Genomic DNA, 23,445 nt, shown 5'->3' with positions numbered 1-23,445 from the left:
CTGTGTCCGGGCGGTATCTGTGTCCGGGCGGTATCCGTGTCCGGGCCGTTCTGTTGGCTCTGGTGGTGCTACGGGTGGCAGCCGTCGCCGAAGCGCTCACCGAGCCACTCCTCGATCGTCCGCGCCGTCAGGGCCGAGTGCTCCTTGGCGAGGGACAGATGGTCGGCCTCGATGTCGCGGATGTCGTCCGCGGGAACGGCGGAGGTGTCGAAGCGGAAGCCGTCGAGCGACCGCGCGCACCGCACCAGGAGGGTGGGTGCGGTGGGGGGCGGTGCCTCGATGTCGGTCATCGCCATGAACCAGTGGGCCATCGCGGACATCCTGGCGCTGTTGAGTGTGACCGACGGGGAGTCGATGTCGGCCAGGTAGAAGCGGGTCGTACGGTCGAGGTCGTTGTTCTCGCCGCTGCTGTAGCGGATGCTCGCGGTGTCCAGCAGGACGACCGCCTCGGGTGTGACGCCCCAGGTGTCCTCCAGCACGCCGGCGGCGAGATAGGCGAGCGAGCCGCCCGTCGAGTGTCCCGCCAGTACGAAGGGTTCGCCGTCGCTGGCGTGCAGGGCGCTCTCCGCGACGACGCGGGCGGCGGCCGTGCTCGTGGCGGGCAGCGGCTCGCCGGGGGCGAAGCCCATCAGCGGCAGCGCGGAGACATGGCGCCTGCCGCGGAAGTGGGCGGCGATACGGGCGTACTGGTGGACGCCGCCGGTGGCGCCCGGCGCGCTGACGAACACCAGCCTCGGCAGGCCGGGGCCCTCGGCCAGCACCACGGGCGCCGACAGTTCCTCCAGGTCGGCGGGGGTCTCGAAGGTGGGCCGGGTGTTGGCGACGGCCTTGAGCATGCGCATGGCCTCGACGAGCTTCCCGCCCGTGACTGCGCTGTGGAACAGGCCCACCAGCGTCTCGTCCGTATCCCGCGCGGCCGTCCGGACCCCGGTGACCGCCGTGCCGTCCGGTGAGCCGGGTGCGAGGTGTCCGGCGAGTTCGCCGCGCAGCCGGCGGGCGAGCTTCGCGGGGGTCTCGTGGTCGAAGACCATCGAGGTCGGCAGCCGCAGCCCGAGCGCCTCGCCGAGCTGGTTGCGCAGCCCGACGGAGACCAGCGAGTCGAAGCCCAGCTCCAGGAACCCACGGCGCGGGTCGACGGCGCCCGGGTCGCGGTGGCCGAGCAGGGCGGCGGCGTAGCCGACCACCAACTCGGTGAGGAACGCGTCCTGTTCGGCCTCGCCGAGGCGCCGCAGCCGTTCGCGCAGGGTGACCGGAGAGCGGTCGGCGCCACCGGCGGAGCGGCGGGTACGGGGCACCAGCTCCCGCCAGAGGGCCGGCAGCGCCTGCTGGTCCCGGAGCGCGGACACCTGGAGCGCGGTCGGGACGACGGTCGGAGCTGCCGTCGCGCCTGTACGGGCGAGGGCCGCGTCGAAGAGCGCCAGGCCCCGGTCGGCGGAGAGTGGCGGCAGACCGGCCCGGGAGATCCGTTCCGCGTCGGCGCCGCTGAGGTGCCCGGTCATTCCGTCGCCGCTCGCCCAGGGGCCCCAGGCGAGCGAGAGCGCGGGCAGTCCCCGGCTCGTCCGGTGCCGGGCGAGGGCGTCGAGGCAGGCGTTGGCAGCGGCGTAGTTGCCCTGTCCCGGGCTGCCCACGATGCCGGAGACGGACGAGTACAGCAGGAAGGCCGACAGGCCGAGGTCACGGGTCGCCTCGTGCAGATACCAGGCGCCGTCGGCCTTGGGCCGCAGGACGCGTTCCAGCGAGCCGGGCGTGAGCGAGCCGATGAGCGCGTCGTCCAGCACTCCGGCGGTGTGCACCACGGCGGTCAGCGGATGCCCGTCGGGGACGCCCGCCAGCAGTGCGGCCACCGCGTCGCGGTCGCCGATGTCGCAGGCCACCGCCGAGGCGGTCGCGCCTCCCTCGGCCAGCGCGGCCAGAAGGCCGGCGGCGCCGGGCGCGTCGGGACCGCGCCGGCTCGCAAGCAGCAGATGCCGTACGCCGTGCCGGGCCACCAGATGCCGGGCGAGCAGCGCGCCGAGACCGCCGGTGCCGCCGGTGATCAGTACGGTGCCCGCCGGGTCCCAGGGGGCTGCCGCCGAAGTGCCCTCCACCGGACCGACGGGCTCGGCGGTATCGGCGGGCTCGGCGGCATCAGTCGGCTGGGCGTTCTCAGCCGGCTCAGCCGACTCGGCGGCCGGCCGGGTCAGCCGCGCGGCCCGGACGCCGTTCGACCGTACGACCAGCTGCTGTTCGTCGAGGGCGAGGAGCCCCGGCAGCACGCCCGCCGACAGGAACGCGTCGTCCATGTCGACGAGCAGGAATGAGCCCGGGGTCTCCGACTGCGCGGCGCGGACGAGGCCCCGGGCGGCAGCGGCGGCCAGGTCCCGTACGTCCTCGCCGTCCACGGCGACGGCGCCGCGGGTGACGAAGACCAGCCGGGACGCGGCGAACCGGGCGTCGGACAGCCACTCCTGGAGCAGGCCGAGCACCCACGAGGTGAGGGCGAGCACCGCGTCGGGCGTGTCCTTCCCGGGGTCGCCGACGACGGGGGCAAGGAGGACGTCGGGTGCCACTCCGCTGTCGCCGAGCGCGCCGGTGAGCGTGGCGGCGTAGGCGCTGACGGTTTCGTCGGCGCGGTGCAGGGCGTACCCCAGGTCGAGTTCGTCGACGCCGACGACCGCCCAGCGGGTGCCCACCACGGGGGCGGACGCGGTGACGGGCAGCCAGTCGAGGGCGAAGAGCGCGCCCTGTTCGCCGTCGCCCGCGTACGGCGCCGGCGCCGGCTGTCCGGAGACCGGGGCGAACAGCACGGAGTCGGCGGAGAGGACCGGCGCGCCCGCCGGGTCGACGGCGGTCACCGTGACGCCGTCGGAGCCGGCCCCGGTGATCCGCACCCGCAGCGAGGAGGCCGCCGCCGCGTGCAGGGTGAGTCCGCGCCACTCCACGGGGACGAGGGCCGCCGGTGGCCCGTCGGTGATGTGCGCGCCCGCCGCCCGCAGCGCGGCGTCGAGGAGGGCCGGGTGGATCCCGTACGCGGAGGTGTCCCCCGCCGGGGCCGGCAGGGTGGCCTCGGCGAACACCTCGCCCGCGCGCCGCCAGACGCCCGTCAGGCCGCGGAGGGCGGGGCCGTACGTGAGGCCGGCGTCGGTGAGCGGTGCGTACAGCGCGTCCAGCGGTACGGGAGCGGCGCCCTCCGGCGGCCAGACGGCGGCATCGAGGACCGCGCCGGTGCCCGCGTCGGAGTTCTCCTCGTCGCGGACCAGCACGCCCCGGGCATGCTGCGTCCACTCGGAGCCGTCGGCGGGGCGGGCGTGCACGGTCAGCGAGCGGCGCCCCGACGCGTCCGCCGCGCCCACCCGCACCTGGAGGGTGACCGCGCCGCGCTCGGGCAGCGCGAGGGGGGTGAGCAGGGTCAGTTCGTCGATCCGGTCGCCGCCCGACCGGTCCCCGGCGTGGATCGCCAGCTCCGCGAAGGCCGCGCCCGGCAGCATGATCCGGCCGTCGGTCCGGTGGTCCGCGAGCCAGGGATGCGACGCGGCCGAGAGCTGTCCGGTGAGGACGGTCTCGTCCGTCCCCGCCACCGTGACGGCTGCTCCGAGCAGCGGATGCCCGGTCGGCGTCACGCCAAGACCGGCCGCGTCGCCGGTGGCCCGGCGCACCGTGGGCCAGTACCGCTCACGCTGGAACGGATACGTCGGCAGCTCCACCCGGCGTGCGCCTGTGCCGGTGAACAGCGCGGCCCAGTCGACCGAGGCGCCGCGCGCGTACAGCCCGGCGAGCGCGGTGAGGGCCTCGGTCTCCTCGGGCCGGTCCTTGCGCAGGAGGGGCAGCGCGGTGACGGCCGGGTCCTGGAGGGTCTCCGGTACGAGTGCGGAGAGCACCCCGTCGGGGCCCAGCTCCAGGAAGGTCCGCACCCCGCGCTCGGCGAGGGTCCGCAGTCCGTCGCCGAACCGTACGGTCGCGCGGACATGGCGGACCCAGTAGTCGGCGGAGCACAGCTCCTCGTCGGTCGCGAGCGCGCCGGTCACGAGGGAGAGGACCGGCAGCGTGGGCCGCTCGAACCTCAACTCGCCGACCACCGAGCGGAATTCGTCCATCATCGGTTCCATCAGCGGCGAGTGGAAGGCATGGCTGACCGGCAGCCGCGTGGTCCTGCGCCCCCGCTCCTCGAAGCGCCGGGCGAGCGCCAGGACTGCGTCCTCGTCGCCGGAGACGACCACCAGGTCCGGGCCGTTGACCGCGGCGAGCGACGTCCGGTCCGTCAGCAGCGGGGTGATCTCGTCCTCGGCCGCCCGTACGGCGACCATGGCTCCGCCGGCGGGCAGGCCGCGCATCAGCCGGGCCCGCGCGGCCACCAGCCGGCAGGCGTCCGCCAGGGTGAACACCCCGGCGAGGTGCGCGGCGGCGATCTCGCCGACCGAGTGGCCGGCGAGGAAGTCCGGTACGACGCCCCAGGATTCCACCAGGCGGTACAGCGCCACCTCGACCGCGAACAGCGCGGGCTGGGTACGGCCGGTGTCGTTCAGCGCACCGGCGTCGTCACCCCAGATCACCTCGCGCAGAGTCGGCGTGTCGGCCGTATCCACGGTGTCCAGGTGGGCGAGTACGGAGTCGAAGGCCTCGGCGAAGACGGCGAATCGCCCGTACAACTCCCTTCCCATACCCAGCCGTTGGGCGCCCTGCCCGGAGAGCAGCACCGCGAGCGGGCCCTCGTCCGCGGTGGCGTCCGCGATGCCTCGCGCCACTTCGCGGACCTCCGCGCCCTGGGGGCCCTCGCCGCCCTCGGCGAGCAGCACCGCCCGGTGCCCGAAGGCGGAGCGGGTCGTGGCGAGCGAGTGGCCGACGTCCAGGGGGGTGTGGCCGCGCGCCGCCGCGAAGGTACGGACCCGGTCCAGCTGGGCGTCGAGCGCCGCCCCGTCCCTGGCGGACACGGGCCATGGCACGGCGTTCGGGACGACCGCCGGGGCGGATACGGCCCCCTGAGCCTCCTCGGCGGCCGGCTCCCACGGCGGCGCCTGCTCGACGAGTACGTGCGCGTTGGTGCCGCTGATCCCGAACGACGACACCCCGGCGCGCCGCACCCGGTCGCCCTGCGGCCACTCGACGGGCTTCGTGAGCAGGCTGACGGCGCCGGCACGCCACTCGACGTGCGCGGACGGCGCGTCCACATGGAGCGTCTGGGGCAGCACACCGTTCCGCAGCGCCAGGACCATCTTCATCACGCCCGCGACACCGGCCGCCGCCTGCGTGTGGCCGATGTTCGACTTTACGGAGCCCAGCCACAGCGGGCGGCCCGGCTCGCGGTCGTGTCCGTACGCGGCGAGCAGCGCCCCTGCCTCGATCGGGTCGCCGAGGGTGGTGCCCGTACCGTGTGCCTCCACCGCGTCGACATCGGCCGGGGAGAGCCCGGCGACGGCCAGGGCCTGGCGGATGACGCGCTGCTGCGCGGGCCCGTTGGGGGCGCTCAACCCGTTGGACGCGCCGTCCTGGTTGACGGCGGAGCCGCGCAGGACGGCCAGCACCTCGTGGCCGTTGCGACGGGCGTCCGACAGCCGTTCTACGAGCAGCAGACCGGCGCCCTCGGACCAGGCCGTGCCGTCGGCGGTGGCGGAGAACGCCTTGCAGCGGCCGTCGGGGGCGAGGCCGCCCTGCACGGTGAATCCGGCGAAACTCGCCGGGGTGGTCATCACGGTGACACCGCCCGCGAGCGCGAGCGGGCACTCCCCGTTCCGTACGGCCTGGGCGGCGAGGTGCAGGGCCACCAGCGACGAGGAGCACGCGGTGTCGAGCGTCACCGAGGGCCCCTCCAGGCCGAGTACGAAGGACAGCCGGCCCGACAGGACGCTCGCCGCGAGCCCGTTGGCCGCGTATCCGCCCATGTCGTCCTGGGCGGCCAGTACGAGATGCGCGTAGTCCTGGGAGTTGGTGCCGACGAACACACCGGTCCTGCCGCCGCGCAGGGCGGCGGGGTCGAGGCCGGCCCGCTCGACGGTCTCCCAGGCGACTTCGAGCAGCAGCCGCTGCTGCGGGTCCATCGCCACCGCCTCGCGCGGGGAGATACCGAAGAATCCGGGGTCGAAGTCCGGTGCGTCGTAGAGGAATCCACCCTCCTGGGTGGCGCTGCGGCCGGGTCCTTCGCCGGCGAGGGCGGCCAGGTCCCAGCCCCGGTCGGCGGGGAAGCCGGAGATCGCGCCGCGACCGGTGGCGAGCAGCTCCCAGAAGTCCTCCGGGGTCCGGATCCCGCCGGGGAGGCGGCAGCCCATGCCGATGATCGCGACCGGTTCCTGACGGCCGGACTCGGCTTCTCTGAGCCGCTGCCGCGTCTGGTGGAGGTCGGCCGTGACCCACTTCAGATAGTCGACCAACTTCCTTTCGTCCGGCCTCTTTTGATCGGCCGCCTGCTCGCCCGGCTTCGTCTCGCCCGGCTTCGTCTCGCCCGGCTTCGTCTCGTCCGGCTTCGTCTCGTCCGGCATCGTCGGTGCACCTTCCTGGGGTGTGGCGTGGGGGGTTTCGTGTACGAACGGGTCCGGCGAAGGGGCGGGGGCCGGTCAGGCGCCGGCCGACCGGCCCAGCTCGTTGTCGATGAAGGCGAAGACCTCGTCGGCGCTCGCGGCCTCGATGCGCTCGCTCACCGCGTGCGCGCCGTTCCTCTCCGTGCCGGGTCCCGCCGTGTCCCAGCGGGCGAGCAGCAGACGCAGCCGGCCGGCCACACCGGTGCGGGTGACCTCGTCGAGCGCGTCCCCGGCGAGCGCCGCCTCCAGCCGGTCGAGTTCGGCGAGCGGTGATGTGCCCGCCCCCGGCGCCTCGTCGCCGAGCAGCGTGGCCGCGAGGTGCCGGGCGACGGCGACCGGGGTGGGGTGGTCGAAGACGAGCGTGGCGGGCAGCCGTACGCCCGTCCGCGCGGTGATCCGGGTGCGGGCCTCCACCGCCATCAGCGAGTCGAAGCCGAGCCCGCTGAAGTCGCGGTCGGCCGGGACCGCTCCGGGGGTGGTGTGGCCCAGGACTGCGGCGGCCTCGGTCCGTACCAGCTCCGTCAGCAGCCGTACGCGTTCGCTCTCGCCGAGCCCGGCGAGCCGCCCGGTCAGCCCGGCCCTGCGGTTGCCCGCGCCCGCCGTGCGGCGCCGGGTGCGGACCAGCGCGCGCAGGATGGCGGGCACCTCGTCCACCGCGCGCGGGGTGTCCGTGGCCGCGCCGGTGGTGACCCGGATGGCCGCCACCAGGGCTTCGTCCCGTACGGTCGCTGCGTCGAACAGCGCGAGGCCCTGCGCCACCGAGAGCGGGGGCATCCCCGAGCGGGCCATCCGCTCCATGTCGGCGGCGGTCAGCGCGCTGGTCATGCCGCCGCCCTGTGCCCAGGGGCCCCAGGCCAGCGAGAGCGCGGGCAGGCCGAGCCCCGCGCGGTGCCCGGCCAGGGCGTCCAGGAAGGTGTTGGCGGCGGCGTAGTTGCCCTGACCCGGACCGCCGGTGATGCCGGAGACCGAGGAGTACAGGACGAACGCGGCGAGGCCGAGGCCCCGGGTCGCCTCGTGCAGATGCCAGGCGGCGTACGCCTTCGGCCTCAGGACGCGGTCGAGCTGCCCGTGGGTGAGGGAGCCGATCGTGGCGTCCTCCAGGGTGCCCGCGGTGTGCACCACGGCGGTCAGCGGATGCCCGGCCGGTACGGTCGCGAGGAGCGCGTCCAGCGCCGTACGGTCGGATACGTCGCAGGCTGCGAGGGTCACCTCGGCGCCCAGGCCCGCGAGTTCGGCGCGGAGCGCGGCGGCGCCGGGGGCGTCCGCGCCGCGCCGGCCGGCGAGCAACAGGCGGGTGATCCCGTGCTCGGCGACGAGGTGGCGGGCGAGCACACCGCCGAGGCCGCCGGTGCCGCCGGTGATCAGGACGGTGCCGTCGGGATCCCAACCCCCGTTCTGGACAACGGACTTCGAGGTTCCCGTGTCCGTTTCCCGGTCCGTGTCCGGTTGCGCTGCCGCGTCCGATTCCGCCAGCCGGGCCAGCCGGGCCAGCCGGGCCACGCGTACGGCGCCGCCCCGCACCGCGGCCTGGGTCTCCCCCGCGTCGAGGAGCCCCGGCAGGGCGGAGGCGGCGAGGCCGAGGGCGGCCGGTTCGTCGAGGTCCAGCAGGAGGAAGGTGCCGGGGTTCTCGGACTGGGCGGAGCGCACCAGCCCCCACACGGCGGCGGCGGCCGGATCGGGCACGGCCTCGTCGCCGGCGGCGACGGCACCCCGGGTGACGAAGACCAGCCGGGCGCCACCGGTGCGCGGGTCGGCCGCCCACCCGTGCAGCAGATCGAGCGCCCCGGCCGTCATGTCGCGGACGGTGTCGGGGACGGACCGGGTGTCGCCCGGCGCGCTGAACACTGGAACGAGAACGGTGTCGGGCACCGGGCCCGGAGCGTCGAGGAGTGCGGCGAGCGAGCCGGCCCGTACGACGGTGAGGCCGTCGACCGGGTCCAGCACACGGGCCACACCGGCGGCATCGGGGCCGATGACCGCCCAGCGCACGCCACGGAGCACAGCGGGGGTGGGGGCGGCGGAGGTGGTGGCGGGGGTGACCCAGTCGAGGCCGAACAGCAGTGCCCTCTCGGTGACTTCGCCCTCCTCGCCCTTCTCGCCCTCCTCGCTCGCCTCACTCACACTCCCGGAGTCCTGGCGGAAGAGGGACTTCGGGGTCAGGGAGCGCACCGAGAGCACGGGCGAGCCGTTCTCGTCGGCCGCCGCCAGGGCCACGGTGTCCGCGCCGGCCGGGGTCAGCCGTACCCGCAGGGCCGTGGCTGCGCTCGCGTGCAGGATCAGTCCGCGCCAGACGGCCGGGGTGGTCCCGCCGGGCAGCGGGTCCTCGTCGTCCAGCAGCCCGGCCGTCCGGACGGCGGCGTCCAGCAGCGCCGGGTGGATGCCGAAGTCCCCGTCCATGCGGGCCTCTTCGGCCAGCTCGATCTCGGCGTACACCGCGCCGTCCCGCGACCAGGCCGCCCCGGGCCCCCGGAACACCGGCCCGAGGTCAAGACCGAGGGCGGCGAGCCGCTCGGCGGAATTGGCCAGGTCCAGGGGTACGGCGCCGGCCGGCGGCCACACCGCCGTGTCGAACTCCGCTTCCGGCACGGCTGATCCGTCAGTGGTCGCGTCGGCGAGTACGGCGGTGGCGTGCGCGGTCCACGGCAGGTCGCCGCCCGCCTCGGCGCGTCCGTACACCGTCAGGGCGCGGCGGCCCGCGCCGTCGGGCGCCCCGATACGTACCTGGAGCCGGACCGCGCCGCGCCGGGGCACGGTCAGCTCCGTGGTGACCGTCAGCTCCTCGATCAGGCCGAGGCCCGCCTCGTCGCCTGCGCGGACGGCCAGTTCGGCGAAGACCGAGGCGGGCAGGACGGTCCTGCCGCCCACCCGGTGATCGGCAAGCCAGGGGTGGGACGGGAGCGAGAGCCGGCCGGTCAGCATCACCTCGTCGCCGCCTGCCACCGGCACCGCCGCGCCCAGCAGCGGATGCCCGGCGGCCACCAGACCGAGTCCTGCGGGGTCGCCCGGGGCGTTGGGCGCGGTCGGCGCCGGCCAGAAGCGCTCGCGCTGGAACGCGTACGTGGGCAGCTCCACCCGGCGCGCGCCCGTCCCGGTAAGTACGGCCGTCCAGTCGACCGGCACACCCTGCACATGCAGATGGGCGAGGGCGGTGACGGCGGTCAGCTCCTCGGAGCGGTCCTTGCGGAGTACGGGGACGACCACGGTGTCGTCCGGCGCGGTGGCCCGGACCAGGGCGGCGAGCACACCGTCCGGGCCCAGCTCCAGGAAGGTCCCGACGCCTGCGTCGGCCAGGGTCCGCACACCGTCAGCGAAGCGGACCGCCTCGCGGACATGGCGTACCCAGTGGTCGGCGGTGCCCAGTTCACCGGCCGTCGCGAGCCGGCCGGTGAGGTGGGAGACGACCGGGATACGGGGCGCCGCGTACGCCAGTGTGCCGGCGACGGCACGGAACTCCGCCAGCATGGGTTCCATCAGCGGCGAGTGGAACGCGTGGCTCACCGCGAGCCGGGTCGTCCGGTGCCCGTCGGCCGCCAGTCGGGCGGCGGCGCGCAGCACGGGCTCCTCGTCGCCCGAAAGCACCACTGCCGCAGGCCCGTTGACGGCGGCGATCGCCACCCGGTCGGAGAGCACGGCCCGTGCCTCGTCCTCGGTGGCCCCGACCGCGACCATGGCGCCGCCGGGCGGCAGCGCGGCCATCAGGCGGGCGCGGGCGGCGACCAGCCGGGCCGCGTCCGCGAGCGGGAACACGCCGGCGACATGGGCGGCCGTGATCTCCCCGACGGAGTGCCCGGCCACGAAGTCCGGTGTGACACCCCAGGATTCCACCAGGCGGTACAGCGCCACCTCGACCGCGAACAGCGCCGGCTGGGTGACCTCCGTACGGTTCAGGGCCTCGGCGTCACCGCCCCAGATCACCTCGCGCAGCGGCTGCCGGAGGCCGGACCCGTCGTCCAGCAGAGCGAGTACGGAGTCGAGCGCGTCGGCGAACACCGGGAAGCGCGCGTACAGTTCGCGGCCCATCCCGAGCCGCTGCGAGCCCTGGCCGGAGAAGAGGACCGCCAGGGGCCGCTCGTCCGCCACGCCCCGGGCGATCTCCCGGAGCCCGCCGTCGGCGGACGGTGTCAGTACGGCACGGTGCTCGAAGAGCGAACGGCCGGTGACCAGCGAGAACCCGACGTCGGCCGGTGCGAGTTCGGGCCGGGCCGCGGTGAAGGACCGCAGCCGGTCCAGCTGGCCGTCCAGCGCAACTTCACTCCTGGCCGATACCGGCCATGGCAGGACTGCGGGTGTCACCTCGGGGGCGCGGGCGTCGGTGTGGGCCGCCAACGGCTCGGCCGGGGGCGCCTGTTCCAGGATGACGTGTGCGTTCGTTCCGCTCATACCGAAGGACGACACGGCGGCCCGGCGGGCCCGGCCGGTGTCCGGCCAGTCCTGCGGTTCGGTGAGCAACTCGACTGCCCCGGCGGACCAGTTGATGCGGGTGGAGGGCTCGGTGACATGGAGGGTGCGGGGCAGGACGCCGTTGCGGAGCGCCAGGACCGTCTTCATGACCCCGGCGATCCCGGCCGCCGCCTGGGTGTGGCCGATGTTCGACTTCAGGGAGCCGAGCAGCAGGGGCCGCTCCGGGTCGCGGTCCCTGCCGTACGTGGCGAGCAGCGCCTGTGCCTCGATCGGGTCGCCGAGCAGGGTGCCGGTGCCGTGCGCCTCGACCGCGTCCACGTCGGCCGGGGTCAGTCCGGCGCCGTCGAGTGCCTGCCGGATGACCCGTTGCTGGGAGGGGCCGTTGGGCGCGGTGAGCCCGTTCGACGCGCCGTCCTGGTTGACGGCGGAGCCGCGCAGCACCGCGAGCACTTCGTGGCCCTGCCGACGGGCCTCGGAGAGCCGTTCGACGACAACGACGCCCACGCCCTCCGACCAGCCGGTGCCGTCGGCCGAGTCGGAGAACGCCTTGCAGCGGCCGTCGGGGGCGAGGCCGCCCATCCGGGAGAAGCCGGCGTAGCTGGTCGAGGTCGTCATGACGGTGACCCCGCCGACCAGAGCCATGGAGCACTCACCGGCGCGCAGCGCCTGCGCGGCCCAGTGCAGGGCGACCAGTGAGGAGGAGCAGGCCGTGTCCACGGTGACGGCCGGCCCCTCGAAGCCGAAGGAGTAGGAGAGCCGGCCGGAAATGACACTGGCGGCGAGCCCGGTGCCCGCGTGGCCTTCCACGTCCTCCCTGGCCCGCATGATCAGGTTGGCGTAGTCCTGCCCGTTGGTGCCGATGAAGACACCGGTCCGGCTGGAGCGCAGCGACACGGGGTCGGTCCCGGTCCGCTCGACGGCCTCCCACGAGGTCTCCAGCAGCAGCCGCTGCTGGGGGTCCATCGCGAGGGCCTCGCGCGGGGAGATCCCGAAGAAGGCGGGGTCGAAGTCCGGTGCGTCGTAGAGGAATCCGCCCTCGGTGGTGGCGCTGCGGCCCGGTCCTTCGCCGACGAGCGCGTCGAGGTCCCAGCCCCGGTCGGTGGGGAACGCTGCGATGCCGTCGCGGCCCTCGGTCAGCATCCGCCACAGGTCCTCGGGGGACCGCACACCGCCGGGGAAGCGGCAGGCCATACCGACGATGACGACCGGGTCGTCCGCCGCGTCGCGCACGGCGTCCGTGGTGCCGGCCGCGGTGTCCGCTGTGCTTGTGGCGCCGGCTTCCGTACGGTCGTCACCGGGTGCGGCCCCCAGCAGTTCGGCCAGCAGATGGCCGGCGAGCGCCGTCGGGGTGGGGTAGTCGAAGACGAGGCTGGCGGGCAGCTCCAGACCGGTCAGCGCGCGCAGCCGCCGGCTCAGCTCCACCGCCGTCAGCGAGTCGAATCCGACGTCGCTGAACGCCTTGTCGGCCCTGATCGGTGTGGCGTCCGGGTGGCCGAGGACCGCGGCGGACTCGGTACGGACGAGGGCCAGCAGCAGCGCCGCGCCCTCGGTGCCGGTCGCGCCGGCCAGCCGTTCCCGCAGCGCCGAGGCGGCGGGCGCGCTCTCCCGGCGAGCCGCCCGGATCTCCTTCAACGCCTCTCTGGCCGCCGGCAGTTCACCGAGCAGCGGGCTGGGCCGCAGGCTCAGTACGGCGCTCAGCAGCCGGGGCTGCTGGAGGTCGGCGAAGACAGTGGTGGGCGCGGGCTCCACGGCGAGGCGCAGGAGGGCGGAGACGGCGAGCGCGGGGTCGAGGACGGCTGCCGCCCCGGCCTGGCTGCCGCCTGTGCCACCACTGCCACTGCCACTGCCACTGCCACTGCTGCCACTGCTGCCACCGCTGCCCCGGCCGCCCCAGGCGACGGAGGTCGCGGGCAGGCCGCGCGCCCGACGCCGCTCGGCCAGTGCGTCGAGGGCCGCCCCTGCGGCGGCGTGCGGGGCCTGGCCGAGGGCACCCACGGAGCCCGCGACCGACGAGCACAGGGCGAAGACGGCGAGATCGAGGCCGTGGGTCAGTTCGTCGAGGAGCAGGGCGGGGGCGACGGTCAAGCGGAACACCGTCGCGAAGCGCTCGACGGAGGCATCGGCGTCAGCATCGGCGGCTCCGGTCGGGCGTCCGGTCGTGGCTCCCGTGCCCGGTCCGGTCGCCGGGAGCGGGTCGTGGTCCCCCGCCGCGTGCACCACTCCCGTCAGCGGGCAGTCCTCGGGAACGGCCTTGAGTACGCGGGCCAGTTGGTCGCGGTCGGCGATGTCGCAGGCGGTGACGGTGGCCTCGGCGCCGAGTGCGGTCAGCTCGGCGAGCAGCGCGGCCGCGTCGGGCGAGCCGGGCGAGCCGGGCGCGTCGGCCGCCCTGGGTCCGCGCCCGCTGAGCAGGACGAGCCGGGGCGCGCCCGCACGGGCCAGCCCGCGCGCGAGGTCCGCGCCGAGACCGCCCGTACCGCCGGTGATAACGACGGTGCCGGTCGGCCGCCACCGTTCCGGGAGGCCGCCTGCGTTGTCCGTGTCGGGCGCGGGCACCATGCGGCGGCCGTACACCCCGGACGCGCGGACGGCGACCTGGTCCTCGTCGCCACCGCCGGACAGCACACCGATCAGCCGCCGCACCACCCGTTCGTCCGGTGCTCCCGCGTCCGGCAGCCCCTCGTCCCACTCCCCCGGGAGGTCGACCAGTCCGCCCCACCGCCGGGGGTGTTCCAGCGCGGCAACGCGCCCGAAGCCCCATACGGCGGCCTGAGCCGGGACGGGAAGCGGTACCGGCCTGTCGGCCCGTCCGGCGGAGGCCGACAGCGGGACGGGGACCGGAACCGGGACCGCGACCGCGACCGCGCCCCGGGTGAGGGACCAGAGCGGCGCGTCGATGCCCGCGTCCCCGAGGGCAGCCGTGAGCGCGGCCGTGTCCAGCAGTCCGGTGGGCACCCCGCCGGGTCCCGCCGACTGGTCCAGCGCGAGCAGCGACAGCACACCGGTCACCTCCGGTACGGACGCGGAGGAGGCATACGTGACCTCCGGTACGGACGCGGAGGAGGCATACGTGACCTCAGCCGCCAGCCGGGCGGCGAGTGTGCCCGCGACGGAGTCCGGTCCGTCGAGGTCGACGCGGTGCGCGGCCGGGCCGAGCGCCGCGATCAGTCCGGTCACCCAGGCGTCGGCGACACCGCGCGCGGGGGCCACGACCAGCCACACCCCCGCGAGGACGGCCGGAGCGGGCGCGGTGGTCAGCGGCTGCCAGGTCGCCCGGTAGCGCCAGGCGTCCATCGCCGTACGGTCCTTGCGGCGGGTCCGCCACGACGACAGGGCGGGGAGTACGGCGCCGAGCGCGTCGCCGTCCACCACCAGACCGGCCGCAGTCAGGGACCGCACGTCCGCGCGCGCCACGGCCGCCCAGAACTCGGCGTCGACCGGGTCCGTACCGTCGCCCGGTCCGGGCGCGGCCACCTCGGGCCAGTACCGCTCGTGCTGGAAGGCGTACGTCGGCAGGTCCACCCGCCGGGCGCCGGTGCCCGCGAAGAACGCCGGCCAGTCGACGCGCACGCCCCGGACATGGAGTTCGGCGAGGGCGGTGACGACGGACCGCTCCTCGGCCCGGTCCCCGCGCAGCGCCGGTACGGTTACGGCGGCGCCGCCGGCCGACTCCCCCGCCGCCGCGCAGAGCGTGCCGTCCGGGCCGAGTTCCAGGAACACCGTCACGCCCTCGTCGGCCAGGGCGCGTACCCCGTCACCGAACCGGACGGCCTCGCGGACCTGCCGTGCCCAGTAGCGGGGCGAGCACAGCTCGTCGCCGGTCGCGAGCCGGCCCGTCAGGGTCGACATCACGGGGATCCGGGGTTCCCGGTACGTCAGGGTGGCGGCCACCGTGTGGAAGGCGTCGAGCATCGGATCCATGAGGGGCGAGTGGAACGCGTGGGAGACCCGCAGCCGATGTGTTCTCCTGCCCCGGTCCGTCAGCCGGTCCGCGACCGCGTTGACCTCGTCGTCGGCGCCCGAGATCACCACGGACGAGGGGCCGTTGAGCGCCGCCACCGACACACCGGTCGTGAGCAGCGGCAGAACCTCCTCCTCCGTCGCCCGTACGGCCACCATCGCACCCCCGACGGGCAGAGCGGCCATCAACGAAGCACGCGCGGCGACCAGCCGACAGGCATCCTCCAACGACAACACACCCGCCACATGCGCGGCAGCCACCTCACCCACCGAATGCCCCACCACAAAATCAGGTACCACACCCCACGACTCCACCAACCGATACAACGCCACCTCAACCGCGAACAACGCGGGCTGCGCACACCCGGTGTGATCAAGCACCTCGGCGTCATCACCCCACATCACCTCGCGCAACGGCCGCCCCAACTCGCCCTCGAACAGAGCGAATACCGAGTCCAGCGCCGCCGTGAACACCGGGAACCGGCCGTACAGCTCCCGCCCCATCCCCAGCCGCTGCGCGCCCTGGCCCGCGAACAGCACCGCCGAAGTGCGCTCGGTCGCCAGGCCCCGGGCGATCTCGGGAGTGTCGGCGTCACCGTCGCCGGTCGCGAGCAGGACGGCCCGGTGCTCGAAGAGCGCCCGTCCGGTCGCCAGCGAGAATCCGATGTCCGTCGCGGAGTCGTCATCGCCACGCGCCCCGGCGTGGGCCCGGAGCCGGGCGAGCTGTCCGTCCAGCGCGGCCTCGCTCTTCGCCGACACCGGCCAGGGCACCACGCCAGATGTCGCGCCCGACGCCAACTGCCCTGTTCCCACAGCCGAATCCGCCGTATCGGATGTATCCATCGGTTCGGTCGAATCCGCCTGCTCCAGCACCACATGCGCGTTGGTGCCACTGATGCCGAACGACGACACTCCCGCACGCCGGGCGCGCCCGGTCTCCGGCCATGCGGTGGTGTCGGCCAGCAGTTCCACCGCGCCCGCCGTCCAGTCCACGTGCGACGAAGGCTCGGTCAGATGCAGGGTGCGCGGCAGGGTGCCGTGGCGCAGCGCCATCACCATCTTGACGAGTCCGGCCGCACCCGCCGCGGCCTGTGTGTGGCCGAGGTTGGACTTGACGGAGCCCAGCAGCAGCGGCCGGTCCGCCGCGCGCTCCTGGCCGTACGTGGCGAGCAGCGCCTGCGCCTCGATGGGGTCGCCGAGCGGGGTGCCCGTACCGTGTGCCTCCACCGCGTCGACCTCCGACGCCGTCAGTCCGGCGTTGGCCAGTGCCTGCCGGATCACCCGCTGCTGTGCCGGGCCGTTGGGCGCGGTGAGCCCGTTGGACGCGCCATCCTGGTTGACGGCTGAGCCCCGCACGACGGCGAGGACGGAGTGGCCGTTGCGCCGGGCGTCCGAGAGGCGTTCCAGTACGAGGACCGCCGCGCCCTCGGACCAGCCCGTGCCGTCGGCCGCGTCCGAGAACGCCTTGCAGCGCCCGTCGCCGGCCAGGCCGCCCATCCGGGAGAACCCGGCGAAGTTGGCGGAGGTGGTCATCACGGTCACCCCGCCGGCCAGCGCCAGCGCACACTCACCGCCGCGCAGCGCCTGGGCGGCGAGGTGCAGGGACACGAGCGACGACGAGCACGCCGTGTCGACGGACATGGCCGGGCCTTCGAGGCCGAGGGCGTAGGCCAGCCGGCCCGACACGACGCTGACGGCCAGGCCGGTGGTGGCGTGGCCCGCCATGTCGTCCTGGGAGCGCATGACGAGACCCGCGTAGTCCTGGCCGCTGACACCGACGAACACACCGGTGCGGCTGCCGCGCAGTGTGTCCGGGTCGAGGCCGGCCCGTTCCGCGGCTTCCCAGGCGACCTCCAGCAGGACGCGCTGCTGCGGGTCCATGGCGAGCGCCTCGCGCGGGGAGATGCCGAAGAATCCGGCGTCGAAGCCGGCGACGTCCGTCAGGAATCCGCCCTGGCCGCCGACGGCGCCGATCGAGGCGTCGGACTCCCAGCCTCGGTCGGCGGGGAAGCCGGAGATGGCGTCGCCGCCGGCGAGGACCAGCTCCCAGAGCCCTTCGGGTGATGTGATTCCGCCGGGGAAGCGGCAGCTCATGCCGACGATCGCGACCGGGTCGTCGGCGGGGCCCGCCGGGCCGGCCGTCTCGGGCGGGGTGAGGGCGTCGGCCCGGTCGGCGCCGACCAGTTCGCCGAGAAGGTGGGCGGCGAGCCGGGCCGGGGTCGGGTAGTCGAAGACGAGGGTGGCGGGCAGGGTGAGCCCGGTGGGTCCGGCGAGCCGGTTCCGCAGCTCCACGGCCGTCAGTGAGTCGAAGCCGAGCTGCCTGAACTCCCTTTCGGCGGCCATGGCTTCGGGTGAGGTGTGGGCGAGGACTACGGCCGCCTCAGTACGGACGAGGTCGGTCAGCAGGCGCAGCCGCTCGCTCTCGCCGAGCGGGCCGAGCCGCGCGGCGAGGTCGGCCCGGGACAGCCCGGCGGCGGCGCCGCGCGCGGTGCGCCGTCCGGTCCGTACGAGTCCCCGGAGGAGGGCGGGGACGGAAGCACCGGCGGGGACGGAGGCGCCGGCGGGGACGGAGGCGCCGGCGGGCGCGTGGGAGCCGCTTCCCGCGTCGAGCGGGACGATCAGCGGCTCGTCGCTCACCGTCGCCGCGTCGAACAGCGTCAGTCCCCGCTCGACGGTCAGGAGTGGTGTTCCGGAGGCGGCGCCGACGCGGCGCGCGTCGTGGGCGCCCAGTGTGCTCGTCATGCCCACGCCCTGTTCCCAGGCGCCCCAGGCGAGCGAGGTCGCGGGGAGTCCGCGCGCCCGCCGGTGCGCGGCCAGCGCGTCGAGGAACGTGTTGCCCGCCGCGTAGTTGGCCTGTCCCGGGCCGCCCATGACCCCGGCGGTCGACGAGTACAGCACGAACGCGGCGAGGTCGAGGCCGCGTTCGCCGGTCAGTTCGTGCAGCAGCCAGGCGGCGTCGGCCTTCGGCCGCAGTACGGAGTCGAGGCGCGCGGGTGTCAGTGAGCCGATCACCCCGTCGTCGAGGACTCCGGCGGTGTGGACGACTGCGGTCAGCGGGTGCCCGGCCGGGACGGTGTCGAGCAGTCCGGTCAGCGCCTCCCGGTCCGCCGTGTCGCAGGCGGCGACGGTCACGTCCGCGCCCAACGCGCGCAGTTCGGTGGCCAGTTCGGACGCACCGGGCGCGGCAGGGCCCCGGCGGGAGGCAAGCAGAAGCCGCCGTACGCCGCGCGCCTCGACCAAGTGGCGGGCGAGGACGCCGCCGAGGCCGCCCGTACCGCCGGTGATGAGTACGGTGCCCACCGGGTCCCAGGCTCTCGGGACGGTCAGCACGATCTTGCCCACGTGCCGGGCCAGGCTCATGAAGCGGAACGCGTCGCGCGCCCGCCGGACGTCCCACGATCGGACGGGCAGCGGCTCCAGCACCCCGGTGTCGAACAGCTCCGTCAGCGCGCGCAGCATGCGCTGGATGCCGTCGGGATCCACCCAACCGAGGTCGAAGTGGCGGTAGTCGAGACCGTCGGGCAGCTCTGCGGGCTCACGGATGTCGGTCTTGCCCATCTCCAGGAACCTGCCGCCCGGCCGCACCAGCCGCAGCGAGGCGTCCACGAACTCACCGGCCAGCGAGTTCAGTACGACATCGATCCCACCGTCGCCTTCATCCCCGCCGTCCCCACCATCGCCTCCATCCCCACCGCCCCCGGCGACCCGTGCGAACGCCGCCTCGAAGCCGGTCGTCCGGGACGAGGCGATGTGGTCGTCCGGCACACCCAGTGCGCGCAGCACCTCCCACTTGCCCTCGCTCGCCGTCGCAAAGACCTCGGCCCCCAGATGGGTCGCGAGCCGGATCGCGGCCATCCCCACCCCGCCCGCGCCGGCATGGATCAGCACCTTCTCGCCGCGCTTCAACCCGGCCAGCTCGACAAGCGCGTGATAGGCCGTCAGATGGACGAGTGGCATCGAGGCCGCTGTCTCCCACGACCACTCCTCGGGTACGGGCGTCAGCCGCCGTTCGTCACCCACCGCGTGGGTCCCGAAGCCGCCGAAGAGCATGCCCATGACCCGGTCGCCGACCCGCAGCGTGGTCGCCCCGGGGCCCGTCGCGACCACCACACCGGCGGCTTCGGAGCCAAAGAGCCCCGCGTCCCCCGGGTACATCCCGAGGGCGTTGAGGACATCCCGGAAGTTGACCCCGGCGGCGCGGACCTCGATCCGTACGTCCCGGCCGGTCAGCGGCTCCAGCGCCTCGGGGTACGGCGCGAGTGTCAGCCCGTCGAGGCTGCCCTTGGCCCGGCTGCCCAGCCGCCACGGGCCGGCCGGCGGCGGCACCAGCCCCGTACCGGAGTCGAGGCGGGCGAGCCGTCCGACGCGCGGGGCGCCGTCGCGGACCACGACCTGGGGCTCGCCTGCGGCCACCAGCCCCGGGAGCATCGGGAGCACGCCCGGGGGCACCCCCGCCGAACCGGCCGCAGGTTCCCTGTCATCCGTGTCGACCAGCAGGAACCGGCCCGGGTTCTCCGCCTGCGCGGAGCGTACGAGACCCCAGACGGTGGCGGCGGCGACATCGCTGACGCCCGAGGTGCCGTCATCGGCTGCGCCCCGGGTGAGGAACACCAGCAGCGAGCGCGCGAACCGCTCCTCCCCCAGCCACTCCCGCACCAACGCCAGTGCCTGACGGGCCAGTTCATGGGCGGACTCGGGGACGCGCGCCGGGTCCCCGACAAAGGGGACGACCACGACGTCCGGCACCGGCCCCGGCGCGTGCGGGGGCAGCAGCTCGGCCAGCGAATCCGCCGGAGGGCCTTCCGGACCGAGTACCGCCCAGGTGGGGCCGGGCGCGGGCGCCTCCGGGGCGACAGGCACCCACTCCACGCGGAACAGCGCGTCCCGCTCGTCACGACGGCCGGCGGGCCCGGCGGACGGGGGCCCGGCGGGCCGCAGGGCGAGCGACTCGACGGAGATCACCGGTGCGCCGTGCGCGTCGACGGCCGCCAGCCGGACCGCGTCCGGGCCGCTGCTCGTCACCCGTACGCGCAAGGTGGTGGCGCCGGAGGCGTGCAGGGACACCCCGTTCCACGCGAACGGCAGCAGACTCCGCCGGTCGCCGTCCGCGCTGACGAACACCGTGCTGTGCAGGACCGCGTCGAGCAGCGCCGGGTGCACCCCGTAGGCGTCCGCGTCGTCGGCGCCGGGCCCGAGAGCGACCTCGGCGAAGATCTCGTCGCCGCGCCGCCACACCGCGCGCAGCCCCCGGAAGGCCGGACCGTACTCCAGTCCGGTAGCCGCGTAACGGTCGTACAGCCCCTCGACGTCTACCACGGTCGCGCCCCGGGGCGGCCAGACGGACGCGTCGAACGGGATCGGCCGCTCGCCGCCGCCGATCCGGCCCGAGGCGTGCAGGGTCCAGTCGTCGTCGGGCGCGTCGGCCGGGGCGTCGCCGGGCCGGGTGTAGAAGCGCAGTTCGCGGCGGCCCTCGCCGTCGGCGCCACCGACGGAGATCTGCACCCGAACCGAGCCGGTGGGGGGCAGGATGAGCGGGGCGGCGAGGGTGAGCTCCTCCACCCGGTCGCAGCCGGCCTGGTCGGCGGCCCTGACCGCGAGTTCGAGGAAGCCGGTGCCGGGGAAGAAGACCATGCCGCCGACGACGTGGTCGGCCAGCCAGGGGTGGGTGGCCAGGGAGAGTGTGCCGGTCAGCAGGAGATCGTCGGAGCCGGCCACGGACATGGCGGCGCCGAGCAGCGGATGGTCGGCCGAGGTCAGACCGAGCCCGGCGGCGTCGGCCGGCCGGAAGGTCGCCTTCGGCCAGTACCGCTCGCGCTGGAAGGCGTACGTCGGCAGGTCCACCCGGCGGGCGCCGGTGCCCGCGAAGAAGGCCGCCCAGTCCACACGTACGCCCCGGACATGCAGGTGGGCGAGCGCGGTGACGGCGGTCCGCTCCTCGGGACGTCCCCCGCGCAGCAGCGGTACGGTCAGGGCGCCGTCGGCGGCTGACTCCTGCGCCGCCGCGCAGAGCGTGCCGTCCGGGCCGAGTTCGAGGAACGCCGCCACGCCCTCGTCGGCCAGGGCGCGTACCCCGTCACCGAATCGGACGGCCTCGCGGACATGCCGTACCCAGTACTCCGGCGTGCCGAGTTCGCCCGGTCCGGCGATGGCGCCGGTTACGTTGGACACCATGGCGACCGTCGGCTCTGCGAACGCCAACTCGTTTACCACCGAGCGGAATTCGTCGAGCATGGGGTCCATCGCCGCCGAGTGGAAGGCATGCGAGACCCGAAGCCGGGTGGTCCGGTGCCCGGCCGCCGACAGCCGCCCGGCCACCTCCATCACAGCTTCCTCGCCGCCCGAAACCACCACGGACGCAGGCCCGTTGACCGCCGCCACCGACACACCGGCCGTGAGCAGCGGCAGAACCTCCTCCTCCGTCGCCCGTACGGCCACCATCGCACCCCCGACGGGCAGAGCGGCCATCAACGAAGCACGCGCGGCGACCAGCCGGCAGGCATCCTCCAACGACAGCACACCCGCCACATGCGCGGCAGCCACCTCACCCACCGAATGCCCCACCACAAAATCAGGTACCACACCCCACGACTCCACCAACCGATACAACGCCACCTCAACCGCGAACAGCGCGGGCTGCGCCATCCCCGTGCCGTTCAGCACCTCGGCGTCGTCACCCCACATCACCTCGCGCAACGGCCGCTCCAACCCGCCATCGAACACCGCGAGTACGTCGTCCAGCGCCGCCGCGAACACCGGGAACCGCCCGTACAACTCCCGCCCCATACCGAGCCGCTGCGCGCCCTGCCCCGGGAACAGCAGCGCGCACTTGGCGCGGCCCGTGGCGACACCCTCGGCCACGCCCGGAGCCGCGCCGCTCTCCAGCCAGGCCGACAGCACTTCGCGTGCCGCCTCCGTACCGCAGTCGCCGTCCCTGTCCGTGTCCGTGTCGCCGTCCACGACGACGGCGAGGCGGTGTTCGAGGCTTGCCCGTGTGGTGGCCAGGGACAGCCCGATGTCCACCGGGCGCGACGCGCACGCGGTCCCCGGCTCGCCCTCCAACCGGGCCAGCAGTGCACGCACTTGGTCCCGCAGTGCCTCGGCGGTACGGGCCGACACGAGCCACGGCAGCGCGGTCGCCCGCCGAAGGGGAGCCTCCTCGGCGGGCGTCCCGTCGGCGGGGGCCTGTTCGATGATGACGTGCGCGTTGGTGCCGCTGACGCCGAACGACGAGACACCGGTCCGGCGCGGGCGCCCCGTGTCCGGCCACGGCCGCGCCTCGGTGAGCAGTTCGACCCGGCCCGCCGACCAGTCGACGTGGGACGAGGGGCGCTGTGCGTGGAGGGTGCGGGGTGCCACGCCGTGCCGCATCGCCAGCACCATCTTGATGACGCCCGCCACGCCCGAAGCGGCCTGCGTGTGACCGATGTTGGACTTCACGGAGCCGAGCAGCAGCGGCCGTTCGCGGCCCTGCCCGTACCCGGCGATGAGGCTCTGCGCCTCGATGGGGTCGCCGAGCGGGGTGCCCGTACCGTGTGCCTCCACCGCGTCGATGTCCGCGGGGGTGAGTCCGGCGTTGGCGAGCGCCTGCCGGATCACCCTTTGCTGCGCGGGGCCGTTGGGCGCGGTGAAGCCGTTGGACGCGCCGTCCTGGTTCACGGCGGAGCCCCGCACGACGGCGAGGACCGGGTGACCGTGGCGCCGGGCGTCCGAGAGCCGCTCCAGCACGAGGACGCCCGCGCCCTCGGACCAGCCGGTGCCGTCGGCGTCGTCCGAGAACGCCTTGCAGCGCCCGTCGCCCGCCAACCCGCCCTGTCGGCTGAACTCGATGAGGGAGCCGGGGGTGGACATCACATTGACACCGCCGGCGAGGGCGAGGGCGCATTCGTCGTTGCGCAGCGCCTGTACGGCCAGGTGCAGCGCGACGAGCGACGACGAGCACGCGGTGTCGACGGTGACGGCGGGTCCCTCAAGACCGAGTGTGTAGGCGAGCCGGCCCGATACGGCGCTCGCGGCGATGCCGGTGCCGACATCGCCGGTCGCGTCGTCCAGCGACCGGATCAGCAGATACGCGTAGTCCTGGCCGTTGGTGCCGATGAACGCGCCGGTACGGCTGGCCCGCAGCCGGCCGGCGTCGATACCGGCGCGTTCGATCGCCTCCCAGGCGGTCTCCAGCAGCAGCCGCTGCTGCGGGTCCATGGTGACGGCCTCGCGCGGGGAGATCCCGAAGAAGCCGGGGTCGAAGTCCGCGACGCCGTCCACGAATCCGCCCTGCCTGCTGACGGAGGTGTCGCGGGCGTCGGTGGTGCTGTCGCGCAGCGCGGCGAGGTCCCAGCCCCGGTCGGTGGGGAAGCCGGAGATGGCGTCGGTGCCGGCGGCGACGAGGTCCCAGAGCCCCTCGGGCGAGGTGACGCCACCGGGGAAGCGGCAGCCCATGCCGATGACGGCGATGGGCTCCTTGGCGGCGGCGGTGATCATCCTGTTCTGGCGCCGCAGCCGCTCGGTCTCCTTCATCGCGGCGCGCAGGGCCGCCACGACGCCCTCGGCGGGGGCCTCCTGGGGCGGGATGTTCTGGGTGGGGGCGTTCATCGTGTGCTCCATC

General features: G+C 74.8%; 2 protein-coding genes. Both read right to left on the bottom strand.

Translation table 11 applies throughout. The features are described 5' to 3' along the window. Positions 1-68: 68 nt before the first annotated feature. Positions 69-6,449 (bottom strand): type I polyketide synthase, encoded by a 6,381-nt coding sequence (locus AB0389_RS32650; RefSeq protein ID WP_366399157.1) that lies wholly within the window; start codon positions 6,447-6,449, stop codon positions 69-71. 75 nt (positions 6,450-6,524) lie between these two features. Then, positions 6,525-23,432: a type I polyketide synthase gene (locus AB0389_RS32645; RefSeq protein WP_366399156.1), complete on the bottom strand. Its 16,908-nt coding sequence runs from the start codon at positions 23,430-23,432 to the stop codon at positions 6,525-6,527. Between the last annotated feature and the right edge of the window lie 13 nt (positions 23,433-23,445).

The sequence above is a fragment of the Streptomyces sp. NPDC093109 genome (genome assembly GCF_040701725.1).
GTDB lineage: Bacteria > Actinomycetota > Actinomycetes > Streptomycetales > Streptomycetaceae > Streptomyces.
The sequence above is the reverse complement of the archived record's forward strand: the minus strand, read 5'-3'. Positions and strand labels throughout refer to the sequence as shown.